Source organism: Peribacillus muralis (genome assembly GCF_001645685.2).
GTDB classification, from domain to species: domain Bacteria; phylum Bacillota; class Bacilli; order Bacillales; family DSM-1321; genus Peribacillus; species Peribacillus muralis_A.
Window position 1 is genome coordinate 4,274,606 of the sequence record NZ_CP017080.1, and the last position, 23,552, is coordinate 4,298,157.

Genomic DNA, 23,552 nt, shown 5'->3' on the forward strand with positions numbered 1-23,552 from the left:
TCGAAAAAGCCTGCCGCCTCGCATGGGCGGTCAGGCTTTTTTCCATTCTCATTCTGTTAAAATTTAAACCGGCTCACTTCCATTTTCAAGGTCTCAGCCAAGGCTGCCAGTGCTTGGGCGCCTTCAGAAATCTGTTCCGTCACGGTGTGCTGTTCTTCGGTAGCCGCACTTGTCTCATTTGCCCTTGCCGCCGAGATGACCGCTATTTCCTTAATGGAATGCGCGCCGGCAGTAACATCCCCGGTCATCACTTGAAGATCATCGACGGCCGATGAAGCAGAAGCGATTTGCTCACTCACCTCTCCCACCGCTGATTTAATGTTATTGAATACTTGAAGTGAGCTTGCCGAAGCCGCAAGTCCATCTTCCGCTTTCTTACTTCCACTATTAATCGACTCAACTCCTTTTCCGGTGGCTTCTTGAATGACCCGAACCATTTTTTCAATTTCCGCTGCAGATATTTTCGACTGCTCGGCAAGCTTCCGGACTTCATCAGCCACCACTGCGAACCCTTTCCCATGTTCTCCGGCTCGTGCCGCTTCAATCGCGGCATTTAATGCCAATAAATTCGTTTGTTCGGAAATGTTAGTAATGAATGTCGTCACCCGCTGGATTTCATTGGAGTGATCCGACATGATTTCCATAATATCCGCTGACTCGCGAATCGTCGCATTTATATTTTTCATCTGTGCCGTGACATCATTCATGCTCTCGGACCCTTGCTGCACAAGTCCATTGACGGTTTCTGCCGAATGAAGCATTTCGACGTTGCTCAGCGTGATCCGTTTGATGGCAGCAGCTATTTCAATCATCGAATCGACTGATTTTTCCACAATATCAACCTGAAGGGAGGTGCCTTTCCTATTTTCCTCTGCAGTCGCAGAGACCATCTCCGAGGAGGCCAGGCTTTCCTCTGAACTTGCCGACATCTGTTCAGCTTGAACAGCAAGCTGTGACGCGGAATCCCTCATATTCAGGACAATCGATTTAAGCCCTCCTACCATTGAATTGAAGGCCGCCGCCATTTCCCCAATTTCATCTTTGTTCCTGATTTGAATTTCTTCAATATGTAAATCACCGGCAGCGACCTGCCCGAGCGCTTCCGTCAGCTTGCGGACCGGACGGGAAATGCTGCGGCTGAGGATGATTGGTAACATGATACTGAGGATGAATCCGCCGATGATCAGCAAAACGATGAATTCCTTCATATCACCTACCTTGTCATTCAATTCCTTCCTTGTCTCCTGCATATAGGCATTCTGTCTGTCACCAAGTTTCTCTGCATTACCCATGATCGCTTTATCCAACTCAATCGCATTATCAGCTATTTCCATCGCTCTCTTACTATTTCCTTGCTGCATGCTTTCAGTTATCTCTTCAGCCATTCCCATATATTCATTCTGCGTGCGATGAATCTCTTCAAGCAATTCACGGTCTTCCTTGGATGTCATGCTTTTCTCGAGACTGCCGTACGCTTTCTCGAATTGATCTTGGGCCGCCTCCCTATTTTCCAGATAAATGGAATCTTTATAGATGATATATCCGCGAACATCATTAGAAATCCCTTGCTGCCTGTTGATCATCTCTTCAACAAGGCTGATTTTTTTCACACGATCATCCAATAAAAACGTATATTTGCCATTTAAATCGATGATGATCCATAAATACAGAACTCCTATGGCCACCAAAAATAAAAGGATGGACAAAAAACTTGCCCATAATTTTTTTGATACGGATAATTTCAAGATTAACAGCCCCCATATGTTCAAAATTTCAAATTTTCAATCTCTATCGGTAATATCGGCTGAATAGTACTTTTTTTCCAGTACAATATACACATATCAAAAAAATTCGAAAGAAGCACGGACGGCTACGACCAGCCAATCACCATTAAACCGCTCATGCTTGCGAGTGAACTGCTCATTATAAATAGAACTGTTTATCTCCCATCCCCCCCCAAAAAAAGACCACCAACTGGTGATCTTTCCGGTTAACCATCAATTTCTTTTTTCCCAAGCTCAAACCCTTCCCGCTTCAAGTAAAGCAGGATGGTCAGGAATATGACCACCTCGGATAAAGGAATGGCCATCCACGCTGCATTCGTCCCAAATATGAACGGCAATGTAAGCAGGAAAATCAGCATGAAAATGAATTCACGGCCAACAGTGATCCAAGCTGCCATTTTCACTTGCCCGATCGATTGGAAATAGGTCATCATGACGAAGTTGACCCCCATCAGGATGTAGCCGCTAAAGAAAATCCTGATTCCGATTGTCGCAAGCTCCTTAACCTCGCTTGAGAAATTCCCGAATAAATTGACGATGAATGGCGCCGCGACCTGTCCTAGGAGCGTAATCGCTATTCCTGCGCCCACTGCGGTAAAAATGGCAATGCGAACCGTCTCGCGCTTCCGCTTTACATCCTGTGCACCATGATAATAGCTTACTAGTGGCTGTATTGCCGAACCTATGCCAAGAAACATCAAGAGCATGACACTATGGGCATAATTCACAATGGAAAACGCAGCTAGACCGTCGGTGCCTGCCAGGCGGGAGAATGCATTATTATGGGCAATCGTAAAGACGGATACCCCGATTTCCGCTAAGAAGCTCGGAAAGCCGATCATCATCGTCATCACGAAGAGGGGCTTTTCAAACCGGAATTTAACGAGACGAAGGGTGTTCTTCTTCGTGAAGAAGTGCATGCTGAGAACCAGGATGCCCAGCGCGGCCGCAATGATCGTTCCATAGGCGGTTTCACGTACTCCTAACTCAAGGACATAAAGGATGATGAAGTTCAAGACGAAGTTGGAAATGGCCGTAACGATCAGGGAGATCATGGCCAAATTCGGATTGCCGTTGTTCCTGACGAATATGCTTAGAGTATTCTCAAGCGTGAAGACAAAACCAAGCATCAAGAATACATTCATGTAGTCCGTTGCAAAAGGAGCGGTAGCCTCATTGGCTCCTAATGCATATACAAGCTGATTATGGAAAGCATAGGCTACCACACCTATGATTACGGTGAATATCGTGATCAAAATGATCGAATGGGTGAAAATGAAGCGGGCCCGATCAAAATCCCTAGCGCCCATGCTTTGCGAATATAGCGTTGCTCCTCCTACCCCGATCCAAATGGACATCGCTACAAAGATCGTATAAATGGGACCGGCGATATTGACGCCTGCCAGGGCAACAGATCCAAGCTTATTGCCGACCATCACTCCATCGACGACAAAGTTCAAGGCCATCAATACCATTCCGATCATCGAAGGAATCAAATAGCGCAAAAAGACCCTTCCCGTCGATTCCAGCTCCAGTAGATTTTGTTGTTGCTGTTCCCTTAATGACATTCATATCCTCTCCTGCTGTGTGACCTTACCAAAACCGGCCATGATGCCGGTATGAATCTCGCATCTCTTCAAGAACAGTTTCTGCATACCGTCCTTAACCATGTAAGAAATTCTGATAGAACCATCATAACTTAACGAACGTTCGTCAGGCAAGTAAAATCAACAAAAACCTGTCTCCTCTTATTTCCAGGAAGAAGGATGATGAGGATTCAATTGAAACAGGCTACCCCTTATTTAATGTTCGATAGACAGGCAAAGGAAGCATTGGCATTTTATGAAGATGTATTCCGAGCGGAAATTACTGACCTGCAAACATACGGAGAAGCGAATGATCTTGTTTTGCATGCAAAAATCAAAAAAGGCAATCTGTTACTCATGGTTTCCGATACGTTTCCAGGAAATCCGCTTGAAGCCGAAAATCCGGCGTTTATATGATTCCTTGTGTGCAAAGGGTTGAATTATCGGTGTGTTAGGACGAATTATTGGTGTGTTGGGTCGAATTATCGACCTGTTAGGACGAATTATCAACCTGTTGGGTCGAATTATCGACCTGTTAGGACGAATTATCGACCTGTTGTGTCGAATTACCAGCGTGGGAAGTCGGCTAAGATGATGCGGCAGGTCAAATCAGGAACCATTTAGTCAAAACCAATCAAAAAAAAACGCCTGCAGCGAAAAAACATTCGGCAAGCGCTTCCCTTTCGTTTAGTTAGTGGAGTTCAAGGATAGTAATTCGTATGTGATGATGGTTTTTTCACTGGTCCATTCGACTTTTTGGATAACGGCGGTTCCGCTTGTATCGGATTGTATCGTTTTGCGTACATCGATTGGAATATCGATCGGGTATAGACGGTAGCCATCTTTAGCGAGCCGAAAAATATTTTCTTCTTCGCGGGTTTCATTTCCCTTTGTAACGATCATCGTGTTAAGTTCGATAGGCATGCCCATGTGTATCTCTCCTTTTGCCAATATGCTTGGATTATACCTTCATTCTATCATTTTTCCGTTGTGTTTTTCATCCAAGATGTTAAATCCTCCACTACTTTGCGGTTGACGGCAGGCGGGAAGTAATGTGTGAATTGAGGGAAGTACCAGCTTTCGACCGGTTTGTCATGGATCTTCAATCTCTTCTCCAGCCGGTACGCGTGTTCAATGGCGACATTGTGATCTTTTTCACCATGAATGATCAGGACGGGAACATTCAAATCCTCAATCGCAAACAATGGTGTACGGTATTCATATTGATCGGGGCATTTTGTCGGCGTGCCTCCGATGACCCGCTTCATCATCCGACGCATATCGACTCGTTCGACATATGTTAAGAACATGTCCGACACGCCTCCCCATGTGACGATCGACGCCGCATTCCGGCAGTGGATCCCAGTCCAAAGCGCCATGATGCCGCCGCGTGAAAATCCGAGGATATGGATATGATCCTTGTTTACCCGAGGATGCCGTTCAAGAAGCTTGAATCCCGATATGGCATCGAACCGATCTTCTCCTGCAAAATCCTCGTCGCCCTCACCGCCCTGGTTACCACGGTAAAAAGGGGCAAATACGATGAAGCCCTCTGCGGCATATTGAACAATCCTTGCAGGCCTCACCTTTCCGACATTTTTTATCCCGCCACGTAAATATAAGAAGGCATCATGAACTTGGCCATCGACCGGTTCAGCAAGCAACCCCTTTACCTTCAACCCCTGTGATATGTAAGTAACTGAATAAAGATGGATGTGTGGGTGCGGTGAAGGAAACCGCCGTTTTGAAATGATCGTTCCGTTTTCCAAGCTCCCCCTCCTTTCTCGTTACTCTTATTGTAAAACATCCGCTTGTTTTTATCCCCTGATAGGCATTCACATTTTTCACTGCCCTTCATACGATACTGTAGGCAAAATACCTATTTATCAAGGAGGAAGCTATTTTGAAAAAATGGTGTAAAGCAGGTGTCATATGTTTGCTTCTGTGCATGCTGATCATCCCGCTCGGGGCGTGTGGCAAAAAAGACAAGGTCAGGGTGGCCGAAGTGACCCGCTCCCTTTTCTATACACCACAATACGTAGCGATGGAAAAGGGATTTTTTGAGGATGAGGGGTTAAGCATTGATTTGAAAACGACGGCCGGCGGCGACAAAACCATGACCGCGCTCCTGACCAACGGGGCGGACATCGCTCTCGTCGGCTCGGAAACATCGATCTATGTGCAGTCACAAGAACCGAAAGACCCCGTCATCAACTTCGCTCACCCAATTTTCAACAAAATGCCGGAAATTCACATGTCTATGCTCAAGCTTAAGACGGCTTTTCCTCCCCGCCTTCCCCTTCTGCAGCCAGCATCTCCAGATAAACCTTCAAGAAATGTTCCAATGCTTGTTTTGAAGGCTTGGTATCACCTAAACATTCGATCGTGACCTTTTGTTCTTTTTGCATCATGTTGCATCCCTCCTTGTATAGAGAGACTGTATGCAAATTGGACAGAAGGACTGCCTATCGAATTAGCGTGGATGCGGATGCACCAAAGGGACACGCATTACAATATGACTTAGACACATAAGTGATCTTCCATTGTTGAAAAGGACGATTTAAAAATATAACACTAATTAGATGCCTTTATGTATCCCCTCTGTTACTATTTGGGAAGCTATAGCTACTGTTCCGCTTTTTTTCTAAGCGAACAAGGGTGAACGGCCATCATTAAGATTCACTGAAATCGAATGGTCCATTGCCTTTTCCTAATCTTCACTTGAATTTTATAAAGGACTCAAACTGTTACAGGAGGTATTTAAAAAATGGAAAGTCGCGCTACAATGTTTTGCGTTTTGAATTCACTGGATATTAATAGGGGCGGTATGACAAAGGCCGCACTTTTGCAGGCAAATTTATTTGCAAATTCAGGTTATGAAACCTTTATCATCACCTTCAATTTCGATCCCCGTTATAACACGATTATTCAACAATTGATAAAAGAGGGGAAGATCGACAAACGGATCAAGCTTTTAAACATGTTTGAATCACTGAGTCACACAAACAGAAGCTCCTTAAAGCATAAGGAAAATGAAACGCTCCAACGAATTGAAGAGTGTAAGGCAGTCTTGGATAAACGAGCCGGGCACAATGCGTATCGAGCATATGAAAATGGTTTATATACAACTTATATCAATTATGACAAAGGTAATAAATTAAGCTTCCTTGATTACTTCAATGAACAGCGTTACCGGACGAAACGCGAAGAATATGACGAATTTGGCTATCTGAGGAAAGTTGCCTACATGGATTTTGAATTGAATAAAGCGAGACAAATCATCTATTATGATGACAATGGCCAAGCTTACTTGTCGGTATGGTACAATCCTAAAAATGGAAATGCAAACCGATTAAACCACTTCGATTCGAACGGTGCACTGCAATCCGTCCATACGAAGGAAGTCGATTTAAAAACAGAATGGCTGGAAAGCATCATACAAGATTATGATTACCCTGTGTTAGTTTGTGATGCCAGAACTTCAGATCCCGTAATGATGAATGTGAAATTGGAAAAAGCGATAAAGATATGGAGACTACATAGCAATCATGTTAAGCCGCCATATGATGTGAATGGTGAAATCGGCGGGAAAATCGCCCCTACATTGGAGGCCATTGATGAATTGGATGTTGCTTTGCTATTGACCGAGTCCCAAAAGGCCCACTTTGAGCAACGTTTTGGCAACAAGGATAATATTCGGGTCATTCCTCATTATATGAAGAAATTCGCCGACACTGGCTGGTTCAGTTCCTTTAAGAGGAAGGAAAACCTGGCTGTCATCATCAGCCGTTTCTCCTCTTTGAAAAGAATCGACCATGCGATAAAGGCCTTCAAAAAGGTAAGCGATCGTGTACCTGAAGCCAAGTTGGAAATATGGGGGCTCGGTGATGAAGAACCGAATCTAAAAAAACTGGTCAAGGAACTGGATTTACAAGATCATGTCTTCCTTAAAGGGTATACGAATGATCCGGACAAGCTTTATCAAAAAGCCTTGTTCTCTGTATTGACGAGTAAAAGTGAGGGCTTCTCCCTAGGCATCCTGGAAAGCATGTCCAATGGTGCCCCAATGATCAGCTATGATATTAATTATGGGCCACGGGATCTTATCATTGATGGAAAAACCGGCTTTATCATTGAAAATGACAATATCGAGCAACTGGCGGAAAAAATGATTTGGATGTTTGAAAACAAGAATTCCGCTACGAAAATGGGCGAAGCGGCTGTCCGTGATATGAAGGAGCGCTTCAATGAACAACAGTATAAAGACAAATGGGTGGATACCATTGAAACGGCTGTGAAAAATAAAAAAGCCAAGCTTGGCGTGTCCTCACGATAGTTGACCAAAAAAAACCTGCAGGACTGGGGTTTTTTTTGTTGATGAATTTTCCCTAAATAGGAAACCTGCCCCTCTCATATACTCCAGTAAAGGGATTTTTTGATAATATTCTGGCGGAGGTCGTTATTTATGAGAGTCGCTGTTTATGCCCGGGTCAGCACCCATGAACAGGCTGAAGAGGGATTTTCGATTCATGCCCAGCGTGAAAGGCTTCAAGCCTTTTGCGTCAGCCAAGGGTGGGAAATCGTTGAGGAATATATTGAAGAAGGAAGGTCCGCGAAGGATCTTGATCGACCTAAAATGAAAAAACTGCTAAATGACATAAGGAAAGACCATATCGATATCATTTTAGTCTATCGATTGGATCGCCTAACACGATCTGTATTAGATCTTTATCAATTATTACAGATATTTGAACGGCATGATGTTTCATTCAAGTCTGCAACTGAGGTCTATGATACTTCAACGGCGATGGGAAGGCTTTTCATTACCCTTGTTGCGGCATTGGCTCAATGGGAGCGTGAAAACCTCGCAGAACGTGTGGTGTTCGGGATGGAGCAGATGGTCCATGAAGGAATGAAGCCAGGCGGCCATTCTCCTTTCGGCTATCATTTCGATAAGCACTTCCATTGTACGATCCTCGAAAACGAAGCAAAAACAGTTCAACGAATATTTGACTGGTATGCTAATGGTTTAGGCTATAGGGCCATCGCCGGGCGGTTGAACCAACTCAAAATCAAACCGAAAATAGCCAAACATTGGAACCCCAATTCCATCCGGGATATCTTGCTTAATGATATGTATATCGGAATATACCGCTGGGGGGAGATCATTAAGCACCAAAATCACCCTCCGCTCATTCCTGAACAGCTCTACCACCTCGTCCAAAAAAGAATCGCAAGCAAAACAACCAGCAGAGAAGGAACCGGAAAGTATCCTCTTACTGGAATACTGAGATGCGGCAGTTGTAATGAGCATTCCATGCAAGGCTATCATGATAAACGAGAGGGAAAATCCTATTACAGATGCACAATTTGCAAAAAAATAACCTGGGATAAACGAATCCTGGACCCTATATTAGAGGAAATCGAGCGGCTGATTCCTGCACTTGATTTAATGGGCAGATCAAAGCAGACTGCCACCGGAAACAAAGAACAGGAGCTTAAAGATAAAATCAAGAAAATACATGCCCAAAAGGAAAGGTGGTATGACCTATTTACTGCTGATAATAATCCGATTCCAAAGGAAGTGCTGTTTTCGAAAATAAATCAATTGACTGAAAAGGAAGATGCTCTCTCCCTGCAATTGGAGCGTGCCTCGAATGCGCATGATATAAACGATCCCACGCTCCCGACCAAAACGACCATCAGGGAGAACTACTGCAAAGCGGATGCCTTCCGCCAAAAGGAACTCCTGCACAGCATATTCGAAAAAATCATCATCACCCGGGAACGCGGAAAAAATCAGCCGCTATCGATTGCTTACAGCCTCAAATGACTGGATTTCCCAGCTTCTTGTTCAACCTCGCTCAATTAACCCAGACGGACGGGACTTTTCTTGTTTCACGTGAAAAAATCGATAACTTCGACTGGGAGATGCTGAAAGGTTCCACATTCCTAGGACAGCGAAAAGGCGGAATGCCCCAGATGGCTGGCGAGTTTGTATTGAAAAAGCATAACATCGACCCGAAATCAGATTTGACCTTAATACAGAACATTGACTTTGCTAATGTCGCGACAGCCTTCGCTTCCGGAACAGGCGATTTCGTTCAGCTGTTCGAACCAACGGCCAGTGTGTTCGAAAAAGAAGGAAAAGGCCACATCGTCGCTTCTTTCGGCACCGAGTCCGGCCATCTTCCCTATACGGTTTACATGGCTAAAGCAAGCTATTTGAAAAAGGATAAAGAAACTGTCGCCAAATTCACAAGAGCATTGCAGAAAGCTCAAAATTGGGTCCAGGAAAATGATGCCGCTGAAATCGCCAAAGTCATTCAGCCTTACTTCGAAGATACCAATGCCGAAACGATGGAAACAGTGATCAAACGCTACAAAGAACAAGGCTCCTTTGCCACCGATCCCATTCTCGATGAAGAGGAATGGAACAATCTACAGGACATCATGGATGAAGCAGGCGAACTTCCTTCACGAATCAGCCATGATGAATTGGTCAATACCGATTTTGCCGAAAAGGCCGCAAAATAGCATAGCTACAAGTAAGGAGGATGTCCATGAGCTTTTTAAAAATCCAAGACATTCACCATACTTATTTTTCAAAACAGACGGCAGCGACCGCACTCGCGGACATTTCCCTCGACATTGAAAAAGGTGAATTCGTCTCTTTTCTAGGTCCGAGCGGCTGCGGAAAGACCACCCTGCTTTCCATAATCGCCGGGCTATTTCCACCCACCTCAGGAAAAATTTTGCTCGAAAATGAACCACTGAACGCTGACAGTGACACGTCCATCGGCTATATGCTGCAGCAGGATTATCTCTTTCCATGGAAAACGATAGAAGAAAATATCTTATTGGGATTGAAACTGATTAAAAAGGATGAAGGCCTTGAGAGGATTAAAACGCTTAAGCTATTAAGCGACGTAGGATTGGGAGGCACCGGAAAACTATATCCCAGAGAACTTTCAGGAGGAATGAGACAACGAGCCGCACTGGCACGAACACTAGCGGTCGACCCAAAGATCCTGTTGCTTGATGAACCCTTCTCGGCCCTTGATTACCAAACGAAGCTCAAGCTGGAGGACCTTGTTTTTGAAACCTTGAAATCCTTCGGAAAAACAGCCGTGCTCGTCACCCATGACATCGGTGAAGCGATAGCCATGAGCGACCGCATTCATCTATTTTCCCCGAACCCTGGTAGAGTGCACAAAACATTCGAAGTACCTGATGAACTGCGCGAACTGATGCCCTTCCATGCACGCAACCATCCACAGTACTCGATCCTTTTCCAAACAATCTGGAAGGAGCTTGAGAGCCTTGAATATTGAACAACTCCATAACCAATATAAAACCTCTCTGAAAAAGGAAAACAGGCTCATTCGGCTTTATCAGATCTTGATTTTCCTTGTTTTTTTCAGCAGCTGGGAACTATTCTCCCGAAAGGAATGGATCGACCCGCTCATCTTCAGCTCCCCATCAAAAGTCTGGCAGCTTTTCATCCAGAAGTTGGGCGACGGCTCACTGCTTTCCCATTCCGGCGTCACCCTCTTCGAAACCGTTCTTGGCTTCATCATCGGGACACTGCTAGGAACAATCCTGGCCTCACTCCTATGGTGGTCGCCGCGATTATCAAAAACATTGGACCCGTATCTTGTCATCTTGAATGCCATGCCGAAAGTGGCACTCGGGCCCATCATCATCGTCGCATTCGGACCTGGCTTTCCATCCATCATCTCGATGGGTGCGATCATCTCCATCATCATCACGACCATCGTCGTCTACACCGCATTTCGCGAAGTGGACCCAAACTACCTGAAGGTGCTCCAAACTTTTGGAGCTACAAGAACACAAGCATTTCGTGAAGCCATATTGCCGGCCTCCTTCCCAACCATCATCTCCACCCTGAAAGTCAATGTCGGCCTCTCCTGGGTGGGTGTCGTCGTCGGGGAATTCCTCGTCTCGGCGAAAGGACTCGGTTACCTCATCATTTATGGCTTTCAAGTCTTCAACTTCACCCTCGTCATGCTCGCCTTGATGATCATCGCCGTCTTTGCCACCATCATGTACCAACTGGTCGAACTGCTCGAACGAAAATTAATCAAGGATTAACCCAACTGCCGATAACCCTCGGCAGTTTTCATTTATGGAAGACGGACTTTCACTCGCCGAATTTGAGCTGTTTACTCGCGAGTTTGAGCTGTTTACTCGCCAATTTACTGCTTTTACTCGCGAATTTGGACGATTTACTCGCCAATTTGCCCGATTTACTCGCCAATTTGGATTTCGCACACCAATTTTAGCGCATTCTCTGAAATTTTGGAGTTTACTCGCCAATTGAGATCTCGCACTCCCATTTTAGCGCTGGTCCATCGATATTGGGGCATAATCATCGGTTCCACGCTTTTACCCGCCAATTGCTCCCATCCAGGCTGCTAGCCCGCCAGTTTCGCTCTTACCTCTTCAGTCACTTCTTTCTAAAGCAGGTTACCGTCGTTAAGCCTCGATATGCTCAAGGGGACGATTTCATCTTTCATGATGAAGCTGAATTCTTCGCCTGGTTCGTCGGGCAAGCTTTCCAAAAAGATGGGCCCGTCCGTTTCCAGGTAGGTATCTTTCTTTTCCAGCTCATGTAATTGGGCAAAATATATTGTTTTGACAAATGATTTGACGGGGTCATGGACTTTGTATTGCCCTAGGAATTGCAGCTGCCCAACGATTCCGCCGGTTTCTTCATACACTTCCCTGATGGCTGCTTGTTCAATCGTTTCTCCTGCTTCCCGCTTTCCCCCTGGAAACTCCAAGCCGCGATTTTTATGCTTGGTCAAAACCCATCTTCGCTTAAACCTGCAGAGCACGAAAACATGCCAGGATTCGCCGAAGACGGGATTTCCGGAGAATTCCACCATGTATCCGTTTTTGTCGAAAAAGCGTTGCATATTTCCCCTTCTCTCCATATTGAACTCTTCCTTCATTATATGGATAAAAAAACGGACTATCCAGCTTGAATTTTCCTTCCATCAATAAAACGATGGCCCCTCAATATTCGAGGCCATCGTCCGTTGTCTTTGCTTGTAAAATTCCCATGCTTTCAATATGTCTTCTTCCTTCTTCCGTTCCAAGTTGATGGATCATTTCATAAATCTTTTGGAGCGTGATATCCTGCTTATCATTTTCCCGGTCGAAATGATATTGCAGGTACGGGACATGTGCTCGGTAAAAGTTTTCTTCGCCTACAGAATAATTATAATCAAATAATTCACGTAACTGGATGATTTCATTATCTGTAGCCTCGATCTCGAAATTCCACGGGGAGCTTTCCCTATCTTGTGTGATCTCCCCAGTCGGAAGCCAAATATAATACTTTTTCCTGTTCTCGGACACATTCATCCACCCTTTCCAAATATCCTATGCTTATTTTTCACGGAATTCCCTACATCATACAATGGAAAATTTTGTTTACAGAAGTGCAAAGATGTTAAAAAATAGATTAAAGTATCTTTCAGAGGGTAAAACATATAATAAGCCCAAGCATCCATTCAGATTTTTATATGCACCCAGAGTTTTTTTTGATAACCTACATATAAAGAGATAACGGATTTCAAACTAAGGTGAGGTGAAACGTTTTGAAGTTAATTGAAGAATTATACAATATGTACCGTAATAAGCTTACTGGTGATGAAGAAGATATCGATATGCTTACTTTTGCGGTTTTGGAGCAGTTGGACCGTAAGGAAATTTTCGAATTACTTCAAGAAATGGATGATCAAGAGCTAACCAACCTAATGGGACTTTACATTATCGAAACATTAAAAGGGAAGTTTGCTCAAAATAGCATGGACGATACGAAACCTACACATTTTCCGCCACGGAATATCCATTAATACATACCTTGTCAGGTGTCCCTCCATCGATGGATGCCTTTTTTGTTTTTTCGCCTAAAAAAAAAAGCCCTGCCGAAGCAGGCGCTTTCTACCGATATTAGTGCCCTAGGTATGCACGAAGCATCCAAGCATGTTTGTTGAAGCTTTTCTTCATGCTTGTCAGCATATCAGCGGTAACTGGGTCTTCCTCTTCTGCAGCCTCGATGATTTCAAGGAACTCTTCAGAAAGCTTTTCAAAGTCGTTGATGACGCTTTGAACCATATCTTCTGTATTTTCGTTACCTGTCGCTTCTTCCAATGTTGTTAATTCCAGATACTCTTTAAGTGTAGCAACTGGTTTCTCGCCAATGGCCAGCAAGCGTTCTGCCAATTCGTCATAATTAGCTGTGATTTCCACATATAACTCTTCCAATTTTTGGTGAAGTTCAAAGAAGTGCGGTCCATTTACGAACCAGTGGTAATTATGGATTTTTGTATAAAGGACACTGAAATTCGCAATTTCCTTATTCACTAATTTTCCTAATTTTTTCTGAGCCATAAATATCTACCTCCGTAAGTTGGTTATAACTCTATGATTCCCTCCATTACAAAAATTGAAACATATTTTGTCAGTTCTTATGCTAAAATGTATGTAAATTGTGAACGTAAGGAGAGTGAGCCATGATCACGGTTTTAGTCATCTCCATTATTGTGATTTTGATTGTCCTGGCTTTATCCATCCTGACTATCGGAAAAGGGTACAGCTACAAGCATACCGTCGATCCGATCGACCCGAAGACCGAGGATGAGGCAAAGGATGAAAAACCGCAAAAATAAAAAAAATCTCCTGTCACGAAAGGACAGGAGATTTTTTTTTATTAACCGAAAACCTTATGAAGATCTGCTTTATCTTGTGAAAGCCAGAAATTCATTAATTTCTTGGCTCCTTCAAGGTCATGAAGCTTTGCTTGGCCGCATTGTTTTTCGTTTGCAGCAGGGATTTCCGTGATTTCCACAGCATCCTTGAAAGTGTCTTCAAGAACATCGATTATTTCCGTTACCGTCGGCTCACCGCTGACAACAAGGTAATACCCTGTTTGACAGCCCATAGGAGAAATGTCGATAATATCGAAATGGTCGTAGCGTTCGGAATGCTTACGAATATTGAATGCAAGCAAGTGTTCCAAAGTGTGGATCGTATCCGGCTTCATCGCTTGCTTATTCGGCTGGCAAAAACGGATATCGAATTTATTGACAACACCATCTGTTCCGACCTTATGGACACCGCAATGTCTGACATATGGGGCTTTAACAGCATTATGATCTAATTCAAAGCTTTCAACTGAAGGCATTCCATTCACTCCTTAATTGTATTTCCTCTCTATTTTACCTTGAATGACGATTTATTTCATCCTTTTAAAACAATTCTTATTATTTCCATCGGATTTATTTATACTTATTCCTGCTTCACCATTATTGGCACAATTGAAAATATGCTATAATGAAGAGCAGTGAATTTACGTGAAAAGAGCTGAAGCACTTTGTTAAAAAAAATATTAATGGGAATCATTCGTTTTTATCAAATCGCCATTTCCCCATTAAAACCGCCTACCTGCCGTTTTTATCCGACTTGTTCCCATTATGGACTGGAAGCGATCAATCGGTTTGGCCCAATCAAAGGAAGCTGGTTAGCCATCGTCCGGATTCTCAAATGTCATCCGTTCCATCCAGGCGGCATCGACCCCGTTCCGGAAAAAAAGAAAAAAGACGAAGGCCATTAGAAAAAAAGCCTTGCTTTCTGTCGTGATCTTTTGTATTATACAGAAGTCAAATCGTAATGATTTCGTTTTTACACATACATTCCAAATCGTAATCAATCCGAATTATAAAGGAGCAAATCACATGAAGAATCGAGCATGGCTTCCGCTATTCCTGGTTACAGTGCTACTGTTATCAGCCTGCGGAAACACAAAGGAAAAAAATACTGATGATGCAAAAAAGGATACGTTAAATATATATACGACGGTTTACCCTTTACAATACTTCACGGAAGCGATTGGCGGGGAATATGTTAACGTCGATACCGTTTATCCTCCAGGTACCGATGAACATTCCTTTGACCCTTCACAAAAGGATATCGTTAAAATGGCGGAGTCAGACCTATTTTTCTATATTGGCTATAACCTTGAAGGATTCGTAACGAAGGCCGAACCGATTTTAAGCAAAGAAGGCGTCAAGACGGTCGCTGTAGGCGAAACGGTCCATCTGGATGCAGCTGAGCATGCCCACGAAGATGAACACGCACATGAGGAAGAGCATGCACATGATGAGGACGGTCATGATCACGGCGGGGTCAATCCCCATTTATGGTTGGATCCCATCTATTCCATTGAGATGGCAAAAAGCATCCGGGATGAATTGACGAAGCAAATGCCTGAGCAGAAGGAGTATTTCAACAGCCACTTCAACGAGCTTGCTAAAAAGCTGAACGCACTTGATGAAAAATTAGCAACGACAATCGAGGCTGGCCGGACAAAAAAAATCATCGTTTCCCATTCCGCTTACGGATATTGGGAAGAACGCTACGGACTTGAGCAGATTGGTGTCACAGGATTAACATCTTCAAATGAGCCTTCCCAAAAGGAACTGGCAAAAATCGTGACCATGGCTGATGAAGAGAATTTGAATTACGTCATCTTCGAGCAGAATATCAGCTCTAAACTAACCGAGATCATCCAAAAGGAAATGGGAGCTAAATCGCTGACGCTGCATAACCTTTCCGTGCTGACGGATAATGATATTAAAGCTGGTGAAGATTACTTCAGTTTAATGGAAAAAAATATTAAAACTTTGCAAACGGCATTGCAATAAGCAAAAGAAGCGGCTCCTTATCGGACCGCTTCTTTTTCGCATGCTTGTACAAGTCATTCGTCTATATACTTCTCCCGGATGACTTCCATTTTCCTCATCAAGTCCGGTCCAATCATCGATTCGAATTCCGGATAGATGACGGTCATCTCGTTCATCCACTTTTTCTTTTCTTCATCAGATAATTGATAGATGTCGATATTGGATTTTTGCTTGATTTCCCGGAGCTGTTCCTGATTCAATTCATTCGATTTGATCCACAGCCATTTCAAAGTATCATCCATTGCCCGTTGTATTTGCTTACGGATATCCGGAGGAAGTTTGTCCCAAAACGGCTTGTTCATCAAGACGACATACCCTAAATATCCATGATCACTGATTGTTAAGTAATTTTGAACCTCATATAATTTCTTGGAATAAATATTCGAAATCGTATTTTCCTGGCTGTCCGTTTTATTGATTTCAAGGCTCTTGAACGTATCATTGAATTCCAGCTCCGATGTTGTTGCCCCAAAGTGCTGGAATTGGCTTTGCAGGACTACACTTGGCATGATCCTGAAATTCTTTCCAGAAAGGTCACGTGGATGCCGGATCGGTTTATTGCTTGTCATTTGCTTGTAATTATTCGACCAAAAAGCAAGACCTTCGATACCTGTCACATTCAAAGATGTTAGCAGCTCTTCCCCCACTTCCCCATTCAAGGCTTCCTGCAGGGCCGCGTCCGTTGGAAAGACATATGGAAGGTCCAAAAGCAGCCATTTTTTTGATAGATTCGTAACTTTGGATGTAGTAGGCGCAATCATCTGCACCTTGTTTTTTTGTAACGCGTCGATTTCTTCATGATCGCTATATAATGATTGATTGGGATAGACCTCTATCTTGACACGATGGTTGGTATATTCATCAACAAGGTTGGCAAACCTGTTCGCAGCAAGCCCCTTTGGCGTATTCTCGGCTACGACATGGCTGAACTTAATGACGATTTGGTCCTCCATCCCCACCTGCTCTTCATCGCTCGGCAGATTGAAGCCCAAGCTTGCAAAGAACGATTGAAACGAGATATACACCGCTATCAGCAGGCCCATGACAATTAACAGGAAATACCCCCATAAGTCTCGCATATCGACAGCTCCTTACCGCTCACTTCTCATTATATCTATTCTATCACAGCCTTTTCCTGTCGTACTACAATGCTCGAAAAATAGCGAAAAGAGGCAAAAATTCTGTTACTATTAATGATAGAAGTAATGGAGGAACGATAATGGATAAATCCTTTCATATGCCCATTCAAGTTAAAATCACCCTGCTGTCATTCTTAATCGTCGCTTTTTCGATACTTATAGGCGGGATTTTTATATTTGGCAATATCGTATCCGTCAGGGAAGATGAAATCGGCAAACGGTCGATGATCACTGCCCACACGATCGCCGAGCTCCCTGATGTCCAAAAGTTGGTCCGGGAACCTGAAGGCTGGCTGCAGCTGAACCCGATGATTGAAAACCTGCGGAAAATCCATCAAGCAGATTATATCGTTGTCCTCAATAGCCAGCATATACGCTATTCCCATCCTCTGTTCAGCCAATTGGGGACCACATCTAACAGCACCGATGAAAGCGCAGCATTCGCTGAACATGAATATCTTTCAAAGGCAGCCGGGGACCTTGGCATCGCCATCCGTGCCTTCGTTCCGATTCTGGATCGCGATAACGAGCAGATCGGTGTCGTACTTGTAGGGAACATTTTGCCGACGATACCGGAATTGATCAATGACCTAAAAGGGGAAATCGCCATGATTCTCTTCCTTACACTCTTGTTCGGTGTTTGCGGCTCATGGCTTTTGGCAAGAAGGATCAAAAAAGAAACCTTCCAACTCGAACCCCATGAAATTTCACGGATGTTAGTCGAAAGGACCGCTGCCTTCAATGCCATGCATGAAGGAGTCATCGCCATTGATAACAATCAGATCATCACGATCTTCAATGAAAAGGCGAAGCAGATGCTCCATATCAGCGGCGATGTCATCGGCAGGAATATCAATGACATCATCCACGATACCCGGCTTCCGGAAGTGCTCGACCGGACTTCTCCCATCTTCAATCAGGAAATCTCCGTGCAAAACAGAAATATAGTCAGCAACCGGGTACCCATCAAGATTGCCGGTAAGACCATCGGGGCCGTCGCCATATTCCAGGATCGGACCGATGTCACGAAGCTTGCTGAAGAGCTGACGAGCGTCAAGGCATTCGTTGAAGCCCTGCGTGTTCAAAATCATGAACATATGAACAAACTCCATACGATTGCAGGATTGATCCAGCTGGGAAACCTGGACGATGCCCTGCATTACATTTTTCAAATCACCGAAGAGCAAGAGGAGTTGACCAGGTTTTTAACGAAGCACATTCACGATGATAATTTAGTGGGGCTCATCTTGAGCAAAATCTCCTTGGGCCGTGAGCTGGGAATCGAACTCACCATGGATAAGCACACGAAATTGGACCGCTTCCCTGCTGATATGGATCATCATGACTTTGTTTTGATCATTGGAAATTTAATTGAAAATTCCTTTGCTGCCCTAAAATACTGCGCTGAGGAAACAAAGCAGGTTTATCTATCGCTCTACCAGGATGAACGGCATTGCCAAATCGTACTGGAGGATAACGGCCCAGGCATCGCCGAGGACATTCACAGGGACATATTTGATTATGGATTTACGACAAAAGGTGCGGAAGGATCAGGGATTGGTCTTTATCTAATAGATCAAATCGTAAAAAAAGCGAAGGGCGAACTGAAATTCACGACACGTCCCAATGAGGGTACGAGCTTTTTTCTTTCTTTTCCGATGCACGATACAGAGGAGAACCAGGATGACTAATACAATTCGTGTACTTTTAATAGAAGATGACCCAATGGTCCAAGAGGTCAACAAACAATTCATCGAGCGGCTGCCTGCCTTTACCGTCATCGATACAGCCAGCAATGGACTTGCAGGACTGGAAAAAATCAGGACATCTGCACCAGATCTAGTCATTTTGGACATCTTCATGCCTTCTTTAAACGGGATCGACACACTTTATCAGATTAGAAAAGAACAATTCGATGTCGATGTCATCATCATTTCGGCGGCGAATGATCAGAAAACGATCAGAAAAATGATTCAGAACGGGGCATTTGATTATTTAATCAAGCCATTTAAGTTCGAAAGGCTGAAACATACGCTGGAACAATATTTTGCTTTTCGGATGGAGGTTGAACCGAACCATCACATCTCTCAAACTCAGCTCGATCGAATTCTCTTTCAAAATGAAACACCTCCTCGGTCCGTTCAAAAATGCGTTGTTCCGAAAGGCTTGAATGGTGCAACACTTGAGCAAGTGACGAAATTCATAAAAATGACGCCTGGGTCTTTATCGGCGGAAGAAGTCGCTGATGGGATTGGAATCGCCAGGGTGACAGCCCGGCGTTATCTGGAATACTTACATAACGAAGACGTGCTTTTGCTTGACGTTCAATATGGCAGCATTGGCCGTCCCGTCAATCGATATCGCCTAAAAAAACCTTAACTTGCATCGGGGACCGGACAAAAGGTAAGCGGTTCCCTTTCAATCAATCACGCTCCTGTCTTACGATCATACAGTCCCCACTTTCTCTTCAACAGAAACAGTTCGCATTCCGCCAGCGCCGTCACTTCTATGATGACGTAGTCGGGCAGGCCCCTTCTTAATAGAATTTCCGCAATCATGTACGGTTTTTTCATTTTCTTCCTTCCCTTCCCATCTTTCTCTATTTTATTATATTATACAAAATAATCCATTAAAGAAAAAATAGACAAAGCCCCATTTTTTGAAAAAAAAGGTAGCTCGGTCCATGAAAAAGCGGATATGAAATTTCGGGAAAGAAGTGTTGGGGAGCTTCACTATTGATGCAAAAGAGGCACGGACTGCACCTCCTTTGCTGTTTTACCTGTAAATTTGACGATACGTCGTCAAAGCCTTTAGCCGCTTTTCATTAATCGAAAAACCGATTCCGGCCTTTTCAGGGACTTGGATCGTTCCATTCTTGACAACGACTTCCGGCTCGATGATATCTTCTTCCCAATAACGGGAAGAAGAGGAAATATCCCCAGGAACCGTGAACCCCTTCAATGTGGCAAGCGCAATATTATGGGCACGTGATATGCCAAATTCGATCATTCCGCCACACCATACCGGTACGTCATTTTCCACACAAAGATCATGGATCTTGACAGCCTCCGTCCAGCCGCCCACTTTTGCCATCTTGATGTTGATCACCCCACAACTCCCAAGTGAAAGGGCACTATGGGCATCATGGTAGGAATTGATGCTTTCATCCAGGCAAATCGGAGTCTGAAGCCGTTTTTGCAATCGGGCATGTTCTACGATGTCGTCATGTCCCAGTGGTTGCTCGATCATCATCAGCTTATATTCATCAAGCTTTTGCAGACGGGGAATGTCATCAAGGGTGTATGCTGAATTGGCGTCTGCCATTAGCGGAATATCGGGATACTCGCCGCGAATTTCCGCTAATAACTCGATATCATGACGAGGATCGATTTTTATCTTATACCTTTGGTAACCCGATCGGGAAAAGCCTTCAATCTGGCGTATCGCATCTTCCGCATCATTGGAAGCAATGACCACGCCTGCGGCGACCTCGCTTCGTTCGCCGCCAAACAACCGCCCGAGATAGATTTCCTTCTGCTTCGCATATAAATCGATGATGGCCTGTTCCAAGGCTGACTTTGCCATCGCATTCCGCCTGATCCCGCTCCATAAGCTCTGCAGTTCAACCGGATGCCGAGGCTTACTTGCCAATGTCAACGGGATCAAGAAATCCTCGAGCATATGCAAGCAGGTTTTGATCGTTTCCTCGGTGTACCAAGGACTCGAAAAGGGCACGGCTTCCCCGTATCCAATCAGCCCATCTTCATCTTGGGCTTCGATAATGATGACTTCCCTATCATTCACCGTCCCAAGATGCGTCTTGAACGGCTGCTTCAAAGGGGCCATGATGACCTTTAGCGTAATGGACGATAACTTCATTGCTTTTCCTCCATTCCCTTCTTCAGTTCCCTTCTCAACAGCTTGCTGGCACCATTTCGCGGTAGCCCCTCGCAAAAGATCACGTTCCTGGGAATTTTATAGGAAGCCAAAGATTTCCGGCAATAATCAAGCAGGTCTCTCTCACTTAGCTCCGCACCTTGATGCAAGGCGACAAAAGCGAGCGGCACCTGTCCCCATTTTTCATCTTCGGTCCCCGTCACTCCCGCTTCGAAAACATCAGGATGGCCAATTAGGACATTTTCAATTTCGGCCGGATAGACATTTTCACCTCCGGAGATGATCAAATCCGATCGCCGGTCCAGAACATATAAAAAGCCTTCCTCATCCAGATATCCAAGATCTCCTGTATAAAGCCAGCCATCCATAATCGCCTGCTGTGTAGCATCCAGCCGATTGTAATAGCCCTTAGTCACATTCGGACCCGAAACAACGATTTCACCCGCCATACCCGGACCACACGGATTGCCGTCCTGCTCGATCCGTAACTGCGAAGGAAATAGGGGCTTTCCGGCAGATCCGATTTTCGTCATGCTGTACTCCGGTGCCAGCGTCACGATTTGAGAAGATGTTTCCGTCATTCCATACGATTGATACACGGGTATCCTTTTTTCCTTACAGACTTCCAGTAAATGAACAGGTGCAGGTCCACCGCCCAACAGGATGCAACGAAAGGCATCCGGATAGCTTTCTCCCTTCAAGTCATGCACCATCCTATTCAGCATCGTCGTCACGACCGAAATGATCGTCACGCCCTGTTCCTGAATGGCCCTGTTCGCCTGCCGTTCATCGAACCGCTCGGCCAAGACGACCTTCATCCCATAAATCACGCTTTTCATCAGGATGGATAGGCCGCTTATATGAAAGATAGGAACCGCACAGTACCAGCAATCCCCCTCGTGCAACCCAAGGTTCAGCACCGAACCGACGGCACTCCACCAATGGTTGCCGAATGATTGGATCACACCCTTTGGATTTCCTGTCGTACCTGATGTATACATGATCGTAGCGGTATCCTCCAGATAAAACTCCTGAAGGATCTCTGCCATTCCTTCAACCGGCAATCGTTCAATTAATAGTAGGGGCAATTCAGAAAGATTACTGCCAATATCATCAAGCTTGCTTGCGAAGGAGCCTTCAGAGACCAAATGGGAAGCACCACTGTCCCCGATCTGCCACGACAATTCTTTTGCCGTTAATTTATTATTCAGCATCACGATCTTCACACCAAGATAAAATAGTGCGTGGATGGCGACGACACCGTCAATATGATTACGGAGCAGCACCGCGCATGAATCGCCAGCCTTCAAACCAGCGCTTGCCAGCCTGCCAGCCATTTTCTCCGTTAACGTATGCAGCTCAAGAAAGCTATACGTCTGACCTTCAAACTCGATAGCTGGGCGATTTGGTGAAAGATGCGCCCGGTTCTTGAGCCAGTTTGGCAACTTTTCTTCTGCCATGATCGACTTTCCTCCTCAACTTGAATATAGAAAACAGCCCGGCGAACATTCGCCAAGCTGTCAGTCTTATCGATTCATGCATTTCATTAAGGGAAACGCGGGAATTGCCCAAAGTCCGGACTGCGTTTTTCCTTGAACGCATCGCGGCCTTCTTTTGCTTCTTCCGTTGTATAGTATAACAATGTAGCATCACCAGCCAATTGTTGAAGACCTGCAAGACCATCCGTGTCAGCATTCATTGCCGCTTTCAGGAAGCGAAGTGCAGTCGGGCTCTTCTCAAGCATTTCTTCACACCATTTCACTGTTTCCGCTTCTAATTGGTCCAAAGGTACGACCGTATTGACCAATCCCATATCCAATGCTTCCTGTGCATTGTATTGACGGCAGAGGTACCAAATTTCACGTGCTTTTTTGTGCCCAACGATACGAGCCAGGTAGCCAGAGCCATAGCCAGCATCGAAGCTGCCCACATTCGGTCCGGTTTGTCCGAAGATGGCATTGTCCGCGGCAATCGTTAAGTCACAAACCACATTCAAGACATTGCCGCCGCCGATTGCATAACCTGCCACCATCGCGACGACCGGTTTTGGAATCACGCGGATCAAGCGCTGCAAATCAAGCACGTTTAGGCGTGGAATGTTATCTTCACCAACATATCCGCCATTCCCGCGCACTTTTTGGTCCCCGCCTGAACAGAAGGCTTTTCCGCCGACACCGGTTAAAATGATGACGCCGATGCTGGAATCATCACGTGCCCTTGCGAATGCATCGATCATTTCAGCAGTCGTTTTTGGCGTGAATGCATTATGTACATGTGGCCGGTTAATCGAAACTTTCGCAATCCCATTATATTTTTCATATAAAATTTCATCATACTCGCGTATTGTTTCCCATTGTATCGTCATTTAAA

The 23,552-nt window shown here is 44.7% G+C and carries 24 protein-coding genes and 2 pseudogenes; 13 read left to right on the forward strand and 13 right to left on the reverse strand.

All coding sequences use genetic code 11. From position 1 onward, the window contains the following. Positions 1-56: 56 nt before the first annotated feature. Positions 57-1,745 (reverse strand): methyl-accepting chemotaxis protein, encoded by a 1,689-nt coding sequence (locus tag ABE28_RS20685; protein WP_064462649.1) that lies wholly within the window; start codon positions 1,743-1,745, stop codon positions 57-59. A 245-nt stretch (positions 1,746-1,990) separates the two neighbouring features. Beyond that, a complete protein-coding gene (locus ABE28_RS20690; protein ID WP_064462648.1) occupies positions 1,991-3,352 on the reverse strand; it encodes an MATE family efflux transporter in 1,362 nt (453 codons plus the stop codon). Between the two features lie 198 nt (positions 3,353-3,550). On the opposite strand from ABE28_RS20690, the gene ABE28_RS20695 reads away from it, so the two are divergent. Next, entirely contained in the window at positions 3,551-3,787 is a 237-nt protein-coding gene (locus ABE28_RS20695) for a VOC family protein (protein ID WP_257390647.1), read from the forward strand. Positions 3,788-4,057: 270 nt separating this feature from the next. Here the strand turns inward: ABE28_RS20695 and ABE28_RS20700 are convergent, their stop codons facing one another. Both ABE28_RS20700 and ABE28_RS20705 read right to left on the reverse strand, forming a co-directional pair. Further along, positions 4,058-4,300 carry a DUF2584 domain-containing protein gene (locus ABE28_RS20700; RefSeq protein ID WP_064462646.1) on the reverse strand — a complete coding sequence of 81 codons (243 nt, stop codon included), beginning with the start codon at positions 4,298-4,300 and terminating at the stop codon, positions 4,058-4,060. Positions 4,301-4,347: 47 nt separating this feature from the next. After that, on the reverse strand, positions 4,348-5,139 hold the full coding sequence (locus ABE28_RS20705) for an alpha/beta hydrolase family protein (protein WP_064462645.1): 792 nt from the start codon (positions 5,137-5,139) through the stop codon (positions 4,348-4,350). Between the two features lie 134 nt (positions 5,140-5,273). Between ABE28_RS20705 and ABE28_RS25880 the strand changes: the two are divergent. The 6 genes and pseudogenes from ABE28_RS25880 to ABE28_RS20735 form a co-directional block, all read left to right on the forward strand. Next, positions 5,274-5,591: pseudogene (locus tag ABE28_RS25880) on the forward strand (ABC transporter substrate-binding protein); the annotation flags it as partial. Between the two features lie 546 nt (positions 5,592-6,137). Next, on the forward strand, positions 6,138-7,706 hold the full coding sequence (locus ABE28_RS20715; protein ID WP_064462643.1) for a glycosyltransferase: 1,569 nt from the start codon (positions 6,138-6,140) through the stop codon (positions 7,704-7,706). A gap of 129 nt (positions 7,707-7,835) precedes the next feature. Beyond that, entirely contained in the window at positions 7,836-9,203 is a 1,368-nt protein-coding gene (locus ABE28_RS20720) for a recombinase family protein (RefSeq protein ID WP_064462642.1), read from the forward strand. A gap of 17 nt (positions 9,204-9,220) precedes the next feature. Continuing rightward, positions 9,221-9,907, forward strand: a pseudogene (locus tag ABE28_RS20725) (ABC transporter substrate-binding protein); the annotation flags it as partial. A gap of 26 nt (positions 9,908-9,933) precedes the next feature. Continuing rightward, positions 9,934-10,704 (forward strand): ABC transporter ATP-binding protein, encoded by a 771-nt coding sequence (locus tag ABE28_RS20730; protein ID WP_064462641.1) that lies wholly within the window; start codon positions 9,934-9,936, stop codon positions 10,702-10,704. After that, entirely contained in the window at positions 10,694-11,485 is a 792-nt protein-coding gene (locus ABE28_RS20735; RefSeq protein WP_257390649.1) for an ABC transporter permease, read from the forward strand. The genes ABE28_RS20730 and ABE28_RS20735 overlap by 11 nt, the downstream gene beginning before the upstream one ends. A 365-nt stretch (positions 11,486-11,850) precedes the next feature. On the opposite strand, the gene ytkD is transcribed toward ABE28_RS20735, so the two are convergent. Beyond that, positions 11,851-12,330 (reverse strand): RNA deprotection pyrophosphohydrolase, encoded by a 480-nt coding sequence (ytkD, locus tag ABE28_RS20740; RefSeq protein WP_257390650.1) that lies wholly within the window; start codon positions 12,328-12,330, stop codon positions 11,851-11,853. A gap of 82 nt (positions 12,331-12,412) precedes the next feature. Continuing rightward, the gene (locus tag ABE28_RS20745; RefSeq protein ID WP_064462639.1) at positions 12,413-12,763 is read right to left on the reverse strand and encodes a hypothetical protein; all 351 of its coding nucleotides are present in this window, start codon (positions 12,761-12,763) and stop codon (positions 12,413-12,415) included. Between the two features lie 236 nt (positions 12,764-12,999). On the opposite strand from ABE28_RS20745, the gene ABE28_RS20750 reads away from it, so the two are divergent. Further along, positions 13,000-13,257 carry a DUF6154 family protein gene (locus ABE28_RS20750; RefSeq protein WP_057915644.1) on the forward strand — a complete coding sequence of 86 codons (258 nt, stop codon included), beginning with the start codon at positions 13,000-13,002 and terminating at the stop codon, positions 13,255-13,257. Between the two features lie 97 nt (positions 13,258-13,354). Here the strand turns inward: ABE28_RS20750 and ABE28_RS20755 are convergent, their stop codons facing one another. Beyond that, positions 13,355-13,795: a Dps family protein gene (locus tag ABE28_RS20755; RefSeq protein WP_061142082.1), complete on the reverse strand. Its 441-nt coding sequence runs from the start codon at positions 13,793-13,795 to the stop codon at positions 13,355-13,357. Between the two features lie 122 nt (positions 13,796-13,917). Between ABE28_RS20755 and ytzI the strand changes: the two genes are divergently transcribed. Then, positions 13,918-14,073 carry a YtzI protein gene (gene ytzI / locus ABE28_RS24705; RefSeq protein WP_083232182.1) on the forward strand — a complete coding sequence of 52 codons (156 nt, stop codon included), beginning with the start codon at positions 13,918-13,920 and terminating at the stop codon, positions 14,071-14,073. 41 nt (positions 14,074-14,114) lie between these two features. Here ytzI and ABE28_RS20760 read toward each other — a convergent pair whose 3' ends face one another. Then, a complete protein-coding gene (locus tag ABE28_RS20760; protein ID WP_064462638.1) occupies positions 14,115-14,588 on the reverse strand; it encodes an S-ribosylhomocysteine lyase in 474 nt (157 codons plus the stop codon). A 189-nt stretch (positions 14,589-14,777) separates the two neighbouring features. Between ABE28_RS20760 and yidD the strand changes: the two genes are divergently transcribed. Further along, positions 14,778-15,017: a membrane protein insertion efficiency factor YidD gene (gene yidD, locus ABE28_RS20765; RefSeq protein ID WP_064462637.1), complete on the forward strand. Its 240-nt coding sequence runs from the start codon at positions 14,778-14,780 to the stop codon at positions 15,015-15,017. A gap of 121 nt (positions 15,018-15,138) precedes the next feature. Next, positions 15,139-16,107, forward strand: a complete 969-nt coding sequence (locus ABE28_RS20770) for a metal ABC transporter solute-binding protein, Zn/Mn family (protein ID WP_064462636.1) — start codon at positions 15,139-15,141, stop codon at positions 16,105-16,107. 53 nt (positions 16,108-16,160) lie between these two features. Here the strand turns inward: ABE28_RS20770 and ABE28_RS20775 are convergent, their stop codons facing one another. Then, positions 16,161-17,225 carry a DctP family TRAP transporter solute-binding subunit gene (locus tag ABE28_RS20775; RefSeq protein WP_064462635.1) on the reverse strand — a complete coding sequence of 355 codons (1,065 nt, stop codon included), beginning with the start codon at positions 17,223-17,225 and terminating at the stop codon, positions 16,161-16,163. A 140-nt stretch (positions 17,226-17,365) separates the two neighbouring features. Between ABE28_RS20775 and ABE28_RS20780 the strand changes: the two genes are divergently transcribed. Both ABE28_RS20780 and ABE28_RS20785 read left to right on the forward strand, forming a co-directional pair. Then, on the forward strand, positions 17,366-18,976 hold the full coding sequence (locus ABE28_RS20780; RefSeq protein WP_064462634.1) for an ATP-binding protein: 1,611 nt from the start codon (positions 17,366-17,368) through the stop codon (positions 18,974-18,976). Beyond that, positions 18,969-19,664 (forward strand): response regulator, encoded by a 696-nt coding sequence (locus ABE28_RS20785; protein ID WP_064462633.1) that lies wholly within the window; start codon positions 18,969-18,971, stop codon positions 19,662-19,664. The genes ABE28_RS20780 and ABE28_RS20785 overlap by 8 nt, the downstream gene beginning before the upstream one ends. A 47-nt stretch (positions 19,665-19,711) precedes the next feature. Here ABE28_RS20785 and ABE28_RS25305 read toward each other — a convergent pair whose 3' ends face one another. The 4 genes from ABE28_RS25305 to menB all read right to left on the reverse strand — a co-directional run bounded on the left by ABE28_RS25305 (position 19,712) and on the right by menB (position 23,547). Continuing rightward, positions 19,712-19,858 (reverse strand): hypothetical protein, encoded by a 147-nt coding sequence (locus tag ABE28_RS25305; RefSeq protein WP_156775862.1) that lies wholly within the window; start codon positions 19,856-19,858, stop codon positions 19,712-19,714. A 202-nt stretch (positions 19,859-20,060) separates the two neighbouring features. After that, positions 20,061-21,164, reverse strand: coding sequence for an o-succinylbenzoate synthase (menC, locus tag ABE28_RS20790; protein ID WP_064462632.1), 1,104 nt, complete (start codon positions 21,162-21,164; stop codon positions 20,061-20,063). Next, a complete protein-coding gene (locus ABE28_RS20795) occupies positions 21,161-22,642 on the reverse strand; it encodes an o-succinylbenzoate--CoA ligase (protein ID WP_064462631.1) in 1,482 nt (493 codons plus the stop codon). Before ABE28_RS20795 ends, menC begins: the two co-directional genes overlap by 4 nt. Positions 22,643-22,728: 86 nt before the next feature. Further along, complete coding sequence (gene menB, locus ABE28_RS20800; protein WP_061142091.1) at positions 22,729-23,547, reverse strand: 1,4-dihydroxy-2-naphthoyl-CoA synthase; 819 nt, start codon at positions 23,545-23,547, stop codon at positions 22,729-22,731. Positions 23,548-23,552 lie beyond the last annotated feature (5 nt).

What these genes read in the sequence shown, in the direction of transcription:
- ABE28_RS20690 (WP_064462648.1), bottom strand. Translation starts at nt 3,352, where the DNA reads ATGTCATTAAGGGAACAGCAACAACAAAATCTACTGGAGCTGGAATCG.
- ABE28_RS20695 (WP_257390647.1), top strand. Translation starts at nt 3,551, where the DNA reads ATGATGAGGATTCAATTGAAACAGGCTACCCCTTATTTAATGTTCGAT.
- ABE28_RS20700 (WP_064462646.1), bottom strand. Translation starts at nt 4,300, where the DNA reads ATGGGCATGCCTATCGAACTTAACACGATGATCGTTACAAAGGGAAAT.
- ABE28_RS20715 (WP_064462643.1), top strand. Translation starts at nt 6,138, where the DNA reads ATGGAAAGTCGCGCTACAATGTTTTGCGTTTTGAATTCACTGGATATT.
- ABE28_RS20720 (WP_064462642.1), top strand. Translation starts at nt 7,836, where the DNA reads ATGAGAGTCGCTGTTTATGCCCGGGTCAGCACCCATGAACAGGCTGAA.
- ABE28_RS20730 (WP_064462641.1), top strand. Translation starts at nt 9,934, where the DNA reads ATGAGCTTTTTAAAAATCCAAGACATTCACCATACTTATTTTTCAAAA.
- ytkD (WP_257390650.1), bottom strand. Translation starts at nt 12,330, where the DNA reads ATGGAGAGAAGGGGAAATATGCAACGCTTTTTCGACAAAAACGGATAC.
- ABE28_RS20745 (WP_064462639.1), bottom strand. Translation starts at nt 12,763, where the DNA reads ATGAATGTGTCCGAGAACAGGAAAAAGTATTATATTTGGCTTCCGACT.
- ABE28_RS20755 (WP_061142082.1), bottom strand. Translation starts at nt 13,795, where the DNA reads ATGGCTCAGAAAAAATTAGGAAAATTAGTGAATAAGGAAATTGCGAAT.
- ytzI (WP_083232182.1), top strand. Translation starts at nt 13,918, where the DNA reads ATGATCACGGTTTTAGTCATCTCCATTATTGTGATTTTGATTGTCCTG.
- ABE28_RS20760 (WP_064462638.1), bottom strand. Translation starts at nt 14,588, where the DNA reads ATGCCTTCAGTTGAAAGCTTTGAATTAGATCATAATGCTGTTAAAGCC.
- ABE28_RS20770 (WP_064462636.1), top strand. Translation starts at nt 15,139, where the DNA reads ATGAAGAATCGAGCATGGCTTCCGCTATTCCTGGTTACAGTGCTACTG.
- ABE28_RS20775 (WP_064462635.1), bottom strand. Translation starts at nt 17,225, where the DNA reads ATGCGAGACTTATGGGGGTATTTCCTGTTAATTGTCATGGGCCTGCTG.
- ABE28_RS20780 (WP_064462634.1), top strand. Translation starts at nt 17,366, where the DNA reads ATGGATAAATCCTTTCATATGCCCATTCAAGTTAAAATCACCCTGCTG.
- ABE28_RS20785 (WP_064462633.1), top strand. Translation starts at nt 18,969, where the DNA reads ATGACTAATACAATTCGTGTACTTTTAATAGAAGATGACCCAATGGTC.
- ABE28_RS25305 (WP_156775862.1), bottom strand. Translation starts at nt 19,858, where the DNA reads ATGAAAAAACCGTACATGATTGCGGAAATTCTATTAAGAAGGGGCCTG.
- menC (WP_064462632.1), bottom strand. Translation starts at nt 21,164, where the DNA reads ATGAAGTTATCGTCCATTACGCTAAAGGTCATCATGGCCCCTTTGAAG.
- ABE28_RS20795 (WP_064462631.1), bottom strand. Translation starts at nt 22,642, where the DNA reads ATGGCAGAAGAAAAGTTGCCAAACTGGCTCAAGAACCGGGCGCATCTT.
- menB (WP_061142091.1), bottom strand. Translation starts at nt 23,547, where the DNA reads ATGACGATACAATGGGAAACAATACGCGAGTATGATGAAATTTTATAT.